Source organism: Winogradskyella sp., from assembly GCF_028282165.1.
Taxonomy (GTDB): Bacteria; Bacteroidota; Bacteroidia; order Flavobacteriales; family Flavobacteriaceae; genus Winogradskyella.
This window is the reverse complement of record NZ_JANQIM010000031.1, coordinates 1-13115: the sequence shown is the minus strand read 5'-3', so window position 1 is coordinate 13115 and position 13115 is coordinate 1. Positions and strand designations below refer to the sequence as shown.

The 13115-nt window shown below is 31.1% G+C and carries 17 protein-coding genes; 1 reads left to right on the top strand and 16 read right to left on the bottom strand.

Annotated features, from left to right (window positions below):
* Positions 1–176: 176 nt before the first annotated feature.
* The 5 genes from Q0972_RS11725 to Q0972_RS17920 all read right to left on the bottom strand — a co-directional run bounded on the left by Q0972_RS11725 (position 177) and on the right by Q0972_RS17920 (position 3309).
* Positions 177–857, bottom strand: coding sequence for a sulfotransferase (locus Q0972_RS11725; RefSeq protein ID WP_299365905.1), 681 nt, complete (start codon positions 855–857; stop codon positions 177–179).
* Between the two features lie 95 nt (positions 858–952).
* Positions 953–1543 (bottom strand): outer membrane beta-barrel protein, encoded by a 591-nt coding sequence (locus tag Q0972_RS11720; RefSeq protein WP_299365904.1) that lies wholly within the window; start codon positions 1541–1543, stop codon positions 953–955.
* A 109-nt stretch (positions 1544–1652) separates the two neighbouring features.
* Complete coding sequence (locus Q0972_RS11715) at positions 1653–2150, bottom strand: hypothetical protein (RefSeq protein ID WP_299365903.1); 498 nt, start codon at positions 2148–2150, stop codon at positions 1653–1655.
* Between the two features lie 105 nt (positions 2151–2255).
* The gene (locus Q0972_RS11710) at positions 2256–2999 is read right to left on the bottom strand and encodes a T9SS type A sorting domain-containing protein (protein WP_299365902.1); all 744 of its coding nucleotides are present in this window, start codon (positions 2997–2999) and stop codon (positions 2256–2258) included.
* 193 nt (positions 3000–3192) lie between these two features.
* A complete protein-coding gene (locus Q0972_RS17920) occupies positions 3193–3309 on the bottom strand; it encodes a hypothetical protein (protein WP_367182403.1) in 117 nt (38 codons plus the stop codon).
* On the opposite strand from Q0972_RS17920, the gene Q0972_RS11705 reads away from it, so the two are divergent.
* Positions 3304–3561, top strand: a complete 258-nt coding sequence (locus Q0972_RS11705; RefSeq protein WP_367182402.1) for a helix-turn-helix domain-containing protein — start codon at positions 3304–3306, stop codon at positions 3559–3561. The genes Q0972_RS17920 and Q0972_RS11705 overlap by 6 nt on opposite strands.
* A 54-nt stretch (positions 3562–3615) precedes the next feature.
* Here Q0972_RS11705 and Q0972_RS11700 read toward each other — a convergent pair whose 3' ends face one another.
* The 11 genes from Q0972_RS11700 to Q0972_RS11650 form a co-directional block, all read right to left on the bottom strand.
* Complete coding sequence (locus Q0972_RS11700) at positions 3616–4680, bottom strand: hypothetical protein (RefSeq protein WP_299365900.1); 1065 nt, start codon at positions 4678–4680, stop codon at positions 3616–3618.
* A gap of 41 nt (positions 4681–4721) precedes the next feature.
* Positions 4722–5231, bottom strand: a complete 510-nt coding sequence (locus Q0972_RS11695) for a DUF3575 domain-containing protein (RefSeq protein WP_299365899.1) — start codon at positions 5229–5231, stop codon at positions 4722–4724.
* 181 nt (positions 5232–5412) lie between these two features.
* A complete protein-coding gene (locus Q0972_RS11690) occupies positions 5413–5643 on the bottom strand; it encodes a hypothetical protein (RefSeq protein WP_299365898.1) in 231 nt (76 codons plus the stop codon).
* 342 nt (positions 5644–5985) lie between these two features.
* Positions 5986–6399: a hypothetical protein gene (locus tag Q0972_RS11685; RefSeq protein ID WP_299365897.1), complete on the bottom strand. Its 414-nt coding sequence runs from the start codon at positions 6397–6399 to the stop codon at positions 5986–5988.
* A 150-nt stretch (positions 6400–6549) separates the two neighbouring features.
* A complete protein-coding gene (locus Q0972_RS11680; protein WP_299365896.1) occupies positions 6550–6990 on the bottom strand; it encodes a cbb3-type cytochrome c oxidase subunit I in 441 nt (146 codons plus the stop codon).
* 248 nt (positions 6991–7238) lie between these two features.
* A complete protein-coding gene (locus tag Q0972_RS11675; RefSeq protein WP_299365895.1) occupies positions 7239–7592 on the bottom strand; it encodes a DUF6713 family protein in 354 nt (117 codons plus the stop codon).
* A gap of 138 nt (positions 7593–7730) precedes the next feature.
* On the bottom strand, positions 7731–8582 hold the full coding sequence (locus Q0972_RS11670) for a hypothetical protein (protein WP_299365894.1): 852 nt from the start codon (positions 8580–8582) through the stop codon (positions 7731–7733).
* 177 nt (positions 8583–8759) lie between these two features.
* Positions 8760–10469: a serine hydrolase gene (locus Q0972_RS11665; RefSeq protein WP_299365893.1), complete on the bottom strand. Its 1710-nt coding sequence runs from the start codon at positions 10467–10469 to the stop codon at positions 8760–8762.
* 311 nt (positions 10470–10780) lie between these two features.
* Positions 10781–11335, bottom strand: coding sequence for a hypothetical protein (locus Q0972_RS11660; RefSeq protein WP_299365892.1), 555 nt, complete (start codon positions 11333–11335; stop codon positions 10781–10783).
* Between the two features lie 192 nt (positions 11336–11527).
* Positions 11528–12283 (bottom strand): SMI1/KNR4 family protein, encoded by a 756-nt coding sequence (locus Q0972_RS11655; RefSeq protein ID WP_299365891.1) that lies wholly within the window; start codon positions 12281–12283, stop codon positions 11528–11530.
* A 162-nt stretch (positions 12284–12445) separates the two neighbouring features.
* Positions 12446–12958 carry a hypothetical protein gene (locus Q0972_RS11650; protein WP_299365890.1) on the bottom strand — a complete coding sequence of 171 codons (513 nt, stop codon included), beginning with the start codon at positions 12956–12958 and terminating at the stop codon, positions 12446–12448.
* Positions 12959–13115 lie beyond the last annotated feature (157 nt).

Genomic DNA, 13115 nt, shown 5'->3' with positions numbered 1-13115 from the left:
TCTTTTCAAATTACTTTTAATAGTTAGTATATGGCATTTAGGGCAGTTGAAAGCTATAAACTTTCGGGTTTACACTGAACCAAATCAACGATTTGGCGGTGTTGTTAAACAATACTGAACTTTTTTAAAACCACCGAACGCTCTATTTACTATATACAGTGTTGCAGCCAATATTTTTAAGTTTTGTTTTCCCAAGGAATTGTATCCAACTTTTTCTGTAAAAAGTTGGATATTTTTTCAGCCGCATTTTTCTCTTTAAGATTTACTACTAATAATTTTTCTGGTTGATCTTTAAAGTAATCAATCACGTCGTTATTGTAGTCTATATGTTGTTTAATTAGTATTTTCTTATTATAGATATCTTCCTCAGGGGTTTTGTAGTTTAAACGATTCATTTCCCACATCCAGCCTGGGTAAACATATTTAGCTTTAATTAAGTCCGATTTTTTAGGGATCTCACCATTTCCAAAAAGTTTGGCATGGAATTTAATTAGGGAATTATACCAAATTTCTGGAGAATCTCTAATCGTTAGAATAAATTTACTATCTGGAAATTTCTTATCTAATATTTTGTAGATGTTTGGTTTGGAGAAAGGGACATCCTGAAATGCTAATCCTTTATTCTTTACATATTTAAAAAACGCGTCATAGTTTCCATTTAAAACGTCTATGGCTAATAATTCAGCTTTTCTTTGATTTCCAACAGGCATGTCCAACAGTTGGAAGATTTTTGCCATACTGGTTGTTCCTGTTTTATTTTGACCAATACAGAATACTTTTGGTTTATTTCGAATTTTGAAATATCTAATTAGTGATTTTACTTTCCTATATATTTTTCGAATTAATGCTTTAATCATAAGTTTTTTTCAAATTTGCTACAACGGTCTCGGCTATGATTTCGTCCTAACAGTCATCGTCAAGAAGAATTATAGCCATTGTTATAGGTAGTGTTCTATATTCTTAATCCAATTCCAAATTTCAATATATTTAAATTTGTATTGTAACTTGAATCAGGAACTCCGCCCTCTACACCGATTTTAATAAAATCATATTGTGCTAGTACAAATAATGTGTTGGTTATATCGTACGATAGACCGACATTAAAATTAAATCCATTCTCATTATCATCAATGTCAGCAGGCAATTCCGCTTCTCGATTGTCCGCCCATTCTGCGTTATAAATAAGTATTGAATATCCTATTCCAATTTGAGGATGAAGTTTTTCTAAATTCGGAATATTAAACTCTGCAAAAATGCGAGGTTGTATAGGTAAAATTTTAACATCAAAAAGTTGATTTAAATCAGTGGCACCAGATTTCGTGTTTTGAAAGAATCCAACATTTAATGAGACTCCGATATTTATAATTTCATTTTCAGAAAACAAGTATTTAGCTCCCAAGTCAATCAGTCCGTTATAATTTTGACCTAAGAAATTATCCCCAATCGCAATTGGATAATTGGCTTCAACACTAAATTTTGAATTCTGGGAAAATGATTTGATTGTAAAAATCAATATAAATGTCAATAATAATTTTTGTTTCATGATATTGTTTAAATTACATACTACGGTTTTGGTAATGATTTCGTTGTTACAGGAGTGCAACGAACTGGCGTTAGCAAATTGTGGTTATACATTGTTGTAATGCATTTTTTTATTCTTTTTTAAATATCATCACATTTCCTTCATCTGGATCTCCAAATACAAATATCAATTCATAAGGATATTCTTTGTTCATTAGACCCATATATTTAGATGCCTCAGGAAGTTGGTCGAAATACATTCCCCAAATATTTTTTAGTTCTCCAGTTTCATCTCTAACTGCACCGATGGTTGTTTTATTCCATTTCCCCGTATTAGTGATTAATCCAGTAAAAGTAGGATTCATCAAATTCTCAAAAACCGGAAAGTTCACGACTTTATAAGTTCCGTTTGAATTGATTCCTATTTTCGGGATAACTATTCGATTATTCATTGAGTCTTTAAATTCGGCAATGTCATAATCGATAGTTTGTTTTTCAAATGCGTAAGTTCCAATTAGGTCAGATTCTTTTGGTTCTATAATTGTATATTTATGAGCATATGGGTCATATTGACAGCTCATTAAAAGTGTTAATATTAAAAATCCGAAAATTTGATTCCTTTTCTGCATTTTCTTAAATTGGGTGCAACGGTCCAGGCTATGATTTCGTTATGACAGTTATCTTCAGAATGATTTATAGCCATTGTTAGCAAAAGAATCCCACTGTAATAATATCTAATATTTAATTATTTTTTTTCTAATCAACTGACCATTATCATATTGCAATGTAACAAAGTATACATCGTTGCTAAGGTCATTAAGTTTTATACTTGTGTTTTTTACGTTATTCCCATTGAAATCTAATACTTTTTTACCCAGAGAGTTATACATCATGACTGAAATAGACTTCAACTGATTTTTGCAATCTAATTCAATAGATTCCGTTCTAGAATTATAGTATAAAGAAATGCCATGAGTTTCCTTGTCGTCCACAGATAAAACTTGAGAGCCATAAATAGCTTGGTCACCATTATATGAAGTTATGACTAAAGTTTTACTATCATCATTGTTTATGGTTATAGTGTAGTTGAAGGTATTTCCATTTTGATAATTCTCATGGAAGAAATTAAAGTACATTTCTTCGTAAATTGGATTCTCTCCAACACTACAAGTAGGACCTAATGTCTGATTAGGCCCATCATAAAATGAAAAAGTGTTATCTATATCATTAAAATCAATTAACCCTCCAATTGCGTTGATGCAGACATAACCTGATAAATCAATATATTCTGTACCATTATGCTCATAGGAATCAAATTCCAATATTACATTTGTTACCTCATCATTATTTGGTGGAAGATGGCTAACATTGTCAAGTATTAAATCTTCCAAAATCCAATAATTCTCGAACAAGACTGGGTTTTGGCTAAAGCAATTGAAAGATATGCTTATTAATATAACTAGAATCCTATTTTTCATTTGTTTATATTTTGCTAACGGTCTCGGCTATGAGTAGTGCGGGTTTTAGAATGCTTTGGCTATTCAATCGAGCACTTTCTTGAGCGCGCCATTTTTATGTTTGTTACTTTCTCGAATAAAGATACAAATTGCGAGCGAGATAGAACACCAAAACTTAGGTTAGGCACGAATGCTCTATTTGCTTTATACCTTGTTATGCTATTTTTTCTCCCCTTACTGTTATAATCAGCTTCTTCTTTTTTTGTTCAATCAGTATTTCATTTTCCTTTTCAAATCCAAGTTCTCTCAACCATTTTTCCTTCAATTGTATTTCGGTAATAGCAATTTATTTGCTGACATTTGTTATGTGAACAAAGAACAGCTTAAAAAGAAAGTCGGTCCGCGTATTGTTGAATTAAGAAGTCAGAAAGGATGGAGTCAATCTGATTTGACTCGTGCTTGTAATAAAGACCGACAGGCAATTGAAAAATTAGAGAATGGCAAGGTGAATCTGATCGTGTATTCTTTGATGGAGGTTTCCATGGCTTTGGGGATTACTTTGAGACATTTTTTTAAGTTTTAAACCTAGAAGTTTCAATGAAGTCGAGGGATAAATTGCAGTCAGTATTGGCTACGTTTATTTTAATCTATTTTTAACTTCATATAAATATGCTAATTCTCTTCCCTTCGTTTGAGATTCTGCTAATTCAAAATCTGCTTTAGCCTTTTTAAAGTCAATAACCCCTTGGCCTAACTTGCTCCATTTTAAGGTTAATAATTTTTCTAAAGTTCCTAATGTCATATTTAGAATGACCTCAGTTTTAGTATAATTAAATTTTAATTTGTTTATCTTAAGTATCCGCTCATATTCACTAAGCAAATAGTCTATTTCTTCTTCAATTTCTCTTCTTGATATATTATTTGAATTTAGTTTACTAAACCATCTATTAAGATCTCGCAATTTTCTAATGTTATTTTGATCAGCTTTAAACTCCAATATGTCTTGAAGAGAATTATCTTTTGAAGGAACAGCTATTTTTCCAAGAATAATGCTCGTTACATCGGTCTTTTTATTTGTAGATGTAATCGAATTTATTTCATGCTCTTCTAGTGATTCGAATAATCTCAGTCCCTTTTTATTTGCTTCAAAGAAATAGTTTTCTGAAGATAAAACGGGTGTCATTATTTTTGTTGGAGTACAGGTGTCTATAAAAAGGGAAGCAATTTCAATACAAGAAGAATCATATTTCTCTCTCAAAGACATATACGTAAGAAGTTTTTCAGCCACTCTTTTTGTGGGAACAGCTTTATTTATTTCGAACCTTAATTTAGGTCTCAATGATAAAAAGCTTTCTGTGAACTTTATTTTCTTAAACAGGTAACTTATTCTTTTTTGTAGCATCTCTTTTTCTAAGTCAGAATAATCACTTATTATATTTTCTAAATTAGATTCATTCGTTAAAAACGCAATATTTTCTTTGACAGATTTTTCCAAGTCTATTATTACGACTTGATTTTGATCTACCAAATAATCTAAGTCAGCGTACATTTCGTCAATTCTGTCATGAAATGCATTATTCTCATATGCACTTTTCTTCTGTTCGATTAGTGTTTTCGGAATATAAACTTTATCAAAAAGCAGAAGTTCCTTTCTAATATTAAAATCAGAAATCAACGGTATTTGATATATAGCTTCTCTCATCTAACTTTTAATTAAGCCCAACGGTTTGTTAGCAAATGTTTTTAAAAGTTATATCCTAATGTTAACCCTAAATGAGGTAAAAAACCTATATCTCCCAAAAATTCAATTTCAGGAATGTCGCTATCAATATTTAAAGTTCCTCCACCAAAGATTATTTCTAAAGTTAACTGATGGTCAAATATCCATTGGTAACCTGTAGCTAATCCAAATGAAGAAATATTTGTTTTTAAATCATTGTTATCTTTAGTGTTTATGCTATTATAGTAAGGTCCAATATGCCAACCTTCCATTAAATCCTTTTTAGAGGAAAAATAGTATCTGCCTTCAAGATAATATCCAATTCCATCCGATTTAGATTCAACATCATCAACTGTAGTAGTAATATTTGAGTATCCTACTTGTCCTATAATAGAGAAGTGTTTAGAAAGAGAACGTTCGTATTGAACCCCTAAATTTCCGAGAATTGCTCCTGCTTTTACAATATTTTCTTGGGCAAAAACATTGTTAATAGTTAAAAATACGGCAAATAGTAAAATTGTTTTTTTAATCATTTATTTTTAATTTATGGTAGTTTTTGGTTTAAATATTTGCTAACGGTATCGTATAACCGTCAGTTACGGGTTTAAATTATTGTTAAGGTCAGTACGCCGACACGAGCGTAGCGAACTGGCGGCAGTAAATTGTGGTTATACATTGTTGTGTTTAGTTTTTTATTAATTTTTGAGTTTCAGGCTACAGTTTTTCTTCAGCAATTATTCTTTTTATGATTAATTTATTAGAAGATGATGCCAAAATTCTATATTCGGTACTATTGAATTTTCCATTGGTTAATGACAGTATATTATTTCTTTTATCAACGTTCCAATTTCCACCAATACTGAGATTAGAGCTTCTATCGTTCCCACATTTTTTGGTGCCTATTGAAAGTCGCGTAATCATGGTTCCATCTGATAAAAACTCCATAGTTCGTGCATTATGATCTTTACTAAAAGATGATATTTTATAAAATACTAAATAGTTACTATTTGGTTTGGATGAATACTTCCAAATTCTGATTAGGTCATTGATTTTTAATTCAGTCGTAGATTGTTTTTGTCCGAAAGTAATATTGCAGATAGCGAAAATGATTAATAGAGAAATATTTCTTGTCATTATACACATACAGCAAAGATTGGGCCAAATTACACACAACGAAATCAACTGTTGATTTATACTTTTATTTTGATGTGGCACAAAACCATAATGACACGAGCACAAAATGCGAACTGGCGTTAGCAATTATAGCCAATCTTGTAGCACGTTGTTTTAATTTCTTCTTGTTATTGCGAACATTGAAATTCTCAATGGGCAGTTCACGAACTTTTTTGAGTTTAAAGAAATATTTCCTTCAGACAATTCCTTATTAATTTCAGCTTTTAAGTCTTCTTTGTCCATTATTTCAATTCCATTATTGTCTAGCTTACCAATGAAACCACGAATTACACTTTTAATCAGTGGTTCGATTAGCATTGAGTTCAATTCATCTTTCGTTTCCACTAAACAGTCCTGATTTTCCACTTGTTCAAATTCCACTGTATATCCAACGTTAAACCCAATTTCATTTCCATTAACATTGAGAGTAGTCATTTCCATCGCAGAAAGAAATTGTCCTTCAAATTCATTTTTAGATTTGCAGTTAATTAAAATGAGTAAAGTAAGTAGAAGTGTTATTCTTTTCATTCAGAATGTTTCAAATGTGCTACAACGGTCTCGGCTATGGTTTCATTGCGATGAAAATTTAAACGTAATTTTCGACCGTAGAAATCTAGCCGTCTAAAGTTAAACTATTTTTGGATTTTGCCATAGCCTAGCAATGAATTCTAGCCATTGTTAGCCATTGGTTTTATTTTTCTTTTTTATCAGACCGTAAATGATGTTAATCGGAAAAATGAGTTGTCCAATAATTATTAGTAAAATAATCAGAGTGATAATTAAAGTCAGATTATTATTGAATTCATATTCCATAATTTCAGTCCGATAAAATTTAGTCAAAATCCATAGAACTAAAGTTCCGCCAAAAGTTAGTCCAATGTGAATCCAATTCAGCCACTTTGATAATTTTCTGTCCGCCTTTTTCATGATCCAATATCCAATTCCGATTATTCCAAAAAGTATTGAAATCAATATTGCTAAGTGTAAATAGGCAATTACAAAATAAGTATCGTGAACATTGATGTCCAATACAGAGTCTCCACTCAAAATTCCAATCAGCATTATTATTGGAATCGCAAGTAAGAAAATCAGATGTGGTTTTTCAATTAGTTTATTCATTCAACTTGTGACTATAGGCAAAAAATAGGATTAAAAGAAGCCGTAAAGCGGCGATTTAACCGTGCCGCCAGTCATTTTTGCCTACGGCTTTGGCTATGATTTCGTAGCGTTGAAAATTTCAGTGGAATTTTCGACCGTTGAAATCTAGCCGCTTAAAGTTAAACTATTTTTGGCTTTTGCCATAGCCTAGCAATGAATTATAGCCATGTTAGCTGCTGCCTTTTATTTTTAATATTCAACTTTTCGCTTCATATCACTAAGTCTATTAGTCCACAAAGTCCTGCTCCAATAATTATTGACCAAGAAATCCAATCCTTAAATTCATTGTTTTTGTGTTTTAGAAAAAGTATATGAAGTCCTAAATGTACCATCATAAAAATGTCAAAGCCGTAGATAAATGAGTCAATATTTTCGTTATTTGTAAGCTTCCAAAATATAAAGTAAAACAGAGGAATGTGAGCAAACAGAAATACAATATGTCCAACTTTGTCACCAAGCATTGAAAGTCCTGGAAATATTCGCCACTCTTTGCAACGGATAGCATCCATTTGGTGCATTGCTATAAAGGAGAGACCTAAGTAAAAGAAAATATGTCCTGTCATTACCCTATTAATACTTTAGTCATTTTTAGTTGCAGCTAACAGTCTCGGCTATGAGCAGTTGCGTGTCCCGATCCCGATAGTCCAGATAGCTATCGGGATCAGCCGCAATTAATTATACAAGTTGTTGGCAGTTGACTTTTATTTACTTCTATTATATTCGATTTTTTTTAGCTTTAATTTTGGTTCAACAAAAATGAAATTTGTCATATTACTTAATTCATAAAAGACTACGTTTGGTTCAGTTGAATATGGAGAAATTCTTTTTAATCCATCAGCTAAAATTTCTTTCCCTTTGTTAATTATATTTTGCACTCCTTCAAGATCATTATACCAATTTGGATAAAGTAGAGGAGAGATTTTTTTATTCAACTCATTTTCGATTTTGGTAGTTTCTGTTGGCTTAACAGTCGAACTAGATAATCTAGTGTAGATCATTTCTGGATTAATTTCATTTAATTCATTACCAGTCAAATTTTGTCCAAGTGATATTAAGTGAGCGAAACTCGTTTTAATTTTTTCTGGTATCCAGCTAAAAACCATAACTTGTGTTAATGCAGGCATATCATTGTTGATAGATGATATTGTATCTTTAAGGATTGAAATTAATTCAGGTTTTTCCTTTAAGTGTTCGAACAATTCATCTGTTTTTATATGTCCAGTTTCATTGTAGAATTTTGGAAGTAAAGTAGTCAGTTCTTTCATTCCATCAACAATCTTGATTTTTGAAGAATTAAAAACATTGTTTAGGTCTTCAATAATTTTTTCATATGATTCATTATGTCCAAGCTCACTTAACTTTAGAACATATTTATAAATATCTGTGATTTTATATGGGTTACCTATGACGGCAATAAGGTTATTGTTATTTAATTTATAAACTTTTTTAGCACGATTCATCTTAAGTGATATATCACCTAATTGAGTTTCGTAGTTGGTGTCGACTGCTACCAATATAAATTTACGATTTATCATATAGGCAATACTATCCATTCTTTATTTAGTTGAATTTATAATCTTTTTTAGCTTACTGCCAACGTGTTCGTATATGGTTTGTGCGGAATATTCCGCGAGGAATATTCCGAGTATTCTGTTGTTTGTTTAAAGTTAGGAATTTATTTTAAAGCTCATGTGAAAGCATGAACTATACACATTGTTGGCAACTGTTTTTTATTCACTTACTTTATCGAACTTAACATTTTTAGCCCTACTGCTTGATATATTCACTCCGACAATGTTTCCTAATTCATTTCTTAAAAATACAACTTTCTTAATCGAACCTTTATTTCCGATGAAATAGTCATTTTTTATTGCTTTTAGGTTAAAATTTCCAAGTCTTGTGTGATTCGCAACTAATTGATTATTTTGAACTGAAAAAGTGTAATAACTGTTTAATTCTGGGCTACGATATTTTCCCACAAACTGTCTTAATGAATTTGAATCATACTTTGCTGGAATGTATTTATCCAAAGTAATTTGATAGCCATCATTTAGTGTCAAAACTATCTGATTAGATTTGAATACTATCGACAAGTACTCGTCAATCTCCATTTCAAATTCATTTTTATCAACAGGAATTAGTGCTGTTCTGTCATTGCTATTTCGTATGTATTGTAAGGTGTCATTTTGAACTTTTAACTGACGTGAATATCTGTCTTGCTCGTTCCAATAATAGCCTTCAAAAGTTTTAAGTGTTTTTGTGGACTTTGAAATTGGTGCTTTTTTGCTTTGTTTTATTTTTAATGTTGGATTATACTGTCTGTTTTTCAAATACTCTGATAAACAGATTTCTGTTAATTGACCTACAACTTTGCCTCCATTAATTTCAGAATTATTATTGAAGAAAATTATACTCACGTCCAAATCTGGAAATCTGCCAATATAGGCTTGATAACTCGCATCCTGCCCACTGTGCTGAATTCTATTGATACCTTTATATTGATTGATGAATTGACCATTCGCATAGCCATAAGTGTTACCATTGCTTAACTTTCTTTGGGAATTCATTTTATCAAACAGGATACTATTGCCAACTTCTTTTTTATCGAAATTTACGACCCATTTAGCTAAGTCTTCGATAGTAGTTGACAAATTTGTTGCCCCATAGCTGGAATTATTAAATACATCTTCCACATAGTTTTGCCCATTTTTAAGGTATGAATTTGCCTTTTTTTTGATTATTTGGCCTTCTTTATCTACAAATTGAGTATTATTCATTTTCAACGGCTTAAAGATGTTTTTTTCCATATACTCAGCAAATCTCATCCCAGAAACTCGTGTAACGATTTCTGCCAAAAGAGTGTAGCCAGAATTGCTGTACATAAAGTCTTCGTTAGGCTCGAAATTTAATGAAGTTTGATTGTAGAGAATATTAAGTACGTGGTCATTGTCTATAAAATCATTTAAACGCCATCCAGAAAGTCTCAATAAATTCCATTGGTCTTTAATTCCACTGGTATGGTTCAAGAGATTTTTAATCGTTATTTTATGTTCAAATTCATGCATTTCAGGAATATACCTTCTAATATCATCATCCTGTGAAAGTTTACCTTCATCTTCGAGTAGTAAGATTGCGAATGCCGTGAATTGTTTGGAAACTGATGCAATGTGAAATGAAGTTTCTTTCGTAATTGGAATTTGGTGCTCTAGATTAGCAAGACCTATCTGCCTTTGAATCACTAATTTACTATTGATAACAATTCCAATTGACATTCCAGCCTCTTTGTTATTATAGTTAATTAAAAGGCTGTCAATTCTCTCCGCTATTTTATTTACGTCAAAATTGTAATATAAGTTATTTTGGGCTTTTAATGCGAGGATAAAGAATAGTGCACAAATACGAATAGCTACCTGCTTTGATAAGTTCATTTTAATTTCCATGTTCTAAACGGTTTTCTTTTGAGTATGGTACAAATATAAAGTCATCGTAAATCGGTAACTTATTCCAAAAGAAGTATGATTTGTTCTAAAAGTTGAACCTTTTGTATTAATGAGGGGTTCTCAGAATTTGATCGATTGTTTATCGTAAAAATTCGATAATTGTTGCCAACGGTCTAGGCTATGAGTAGTTGCTTATTTAGTACTAAGTTAGCAAAAAGGCTCAGAGAGATGAATATTTGGTAGAATATTCCGATTAGCACTTACCAACCCCAAGCAATTATTTATAGCCATTGTTGGCGGTAGTTATTATTTTATTCTTTCAGTGTTTTTTCTCTTGCTTTTTGGGCGTGTTGTTCGTCTTTCTCAAACCATCCTATATATGTTCCGTCATCATCAAAGTCTATGATTTTTCCGTTTTTCACAATCACACTTATCAGATTGTCAGAAGCTGAATTTATTTTAATTTCTGCGTAACGACCATTCAATTCGTCATTTTCTTGAGCAATATGTATTTCCTTTACCTTACTTTTTGAATAAGCATCTTCTTTACTTAAAATTCCAAATCCATTTAAATGGGCTTGTAAATGAGTTTCTCCATCTTTTGGTTCAAATCCATAATCTGCTACGGTAAATGCAAAATTGCATTCTTCCCAAAGCATATCTTTGATTATGCTCAGTTCAGATTTATTCAACTCAAGTACTTCATTCACGCTTTCGGTCATTTTATCCGTGATGCTTGGATTCGGTTTATGGTTTTGAAAAAATACAAAAGGGATTTCTCGGTCAAATAAATTTACGAAAATTGGACAATTACCCATTTCATAATAATCCCAAGTCGTTTTGTTCAATATTTCTTCTTTAGTCATTTGTTGTTCTAATTACCGCCAACGATTTTGTATAACCGTCAGTTATATTATTAGATACATACTTTTTGGTTTGGTCACTTATTTTAGTAATTCCGTCCCGATGGCTATCGGGAGGATTCGGACAGCTTGTCCCGAACTTGTTTCGGGATAGTCGAATCCGCCGTAATTGTGGTTATACATTGTTGTGCACAGTTATTGAAATACATTTTTTATCCACTTCATAATTCTGTTATCAGGACTTTGGTTGTAAAAATTATTTAATTCTGTATTTATTGTTGCTTCATTTGGGCGATAATAATCTAAAAATTTAGTATTCAGTTTCTTGATAAGTAAATTATTTTTTGAGCCATTTAAATTTATTTCTTCCTCAATAGATTTTAAGTTTTTAAACCAATTTATATATCTTTTCTTTACAACATCTTTATCTTCTTTTTTCTCTTCTTCAGTTACGAAATTAAAAGTGAAGGGAAAATTAATAAGTGACTGTTGAAAAAAACCTAGTATTAAATCTGTAAATGAATCAGTTCTTATTTCTAGATTTTCTACTTTCTGTTCACTGTCCCAGTATTCACTCATTATCCAAGTTTTAGGATTGTCTCCTTCGTCAAGGTATATTAAAGTAATATAATCATTTCGTCTTTCTGAAATAACCATAAATGGCCTTTCCATTTTCAATTGGTTAGTTTCAAAAACTTCCTTTCCAAATTGTTCAATATAATCAAGGTCGTCAAATGCCATATTTTCGGCATCCATAAATTCAAATAAGAATTTTTTTCCAATACTTTTTAAATATTCCTTATAAGCGAGTGGTAAATTACCTTTTCTTTTTTCAATTGATTCGATTTCTTGAATAGAACAGCCTTCAATTCCTTTATGTTTTTTGTCAATTTCTAATGTTATTAAATATTCATTAAGTGTTATAAAAAAATCTTTATAAATATTGTTCATAGGTTGTTCTGTCTAATTGTACACAACGTGTTCGTGTATGGTTTCGTTGCATGATATAAGAATTAAATTTAGCAAATAGTTACCAAATAGAAAATCCTCGCGGATTTTCGCAAGTAGACGAGTAATAGCAATAAATTATACACATTGTTGTGGTGTCGTTTTTTATTCTATTGTTTTATATTTTCTTCCGATTAATTCACACTTTTTAGTAACATTCCAAAAAGCAAAACCTGGTTTTCCAGATGGAATTTTCCAATAAACAATTTTACCGTTTCTTTTTCTTAATCCGAAATCTGAAATCAATCCTTCAGTTTTTATATTAGCAACTTTTCCAGTCGGTGTATTGATAATAGAAATACTTTTGTACCCATTATGCCATTCAAATTCAGTATAATCAATAATTTCAATTGAGTCAGAGTCAATTTGGACAAATTTTTTAGTCGTGTTAATTACAAATTCCGATTCCGAAATTTTTAAGACTAATACAGGACTTTCATTTCCATCTAAATTCAATCGTGGTTTAAGTTCAACTTGTAATTCCTCATTTAAAAGTTCAAACAATGTAAAAATCTCATTTCCATTAAAATCCGTTTTGGTTTTATTGAAATACTTAAAGAACCAAAATTCAATTTGGTCTTTTATTTGTTCAGTAGATTTTTCTATTAAATTCTCCATTTATTAAATGTACCACAACGGTCTTGTATATGGCTCGTTGCAGGAAATCAGTTATTATTTTCCGCCGTAACCGAAAGATAGCAAATTACAATGACACGAACACAACGTGCGAACTGTGCGTAAGCAAATTTTCAGAAGCGACGGTCTGAGCCTGCCA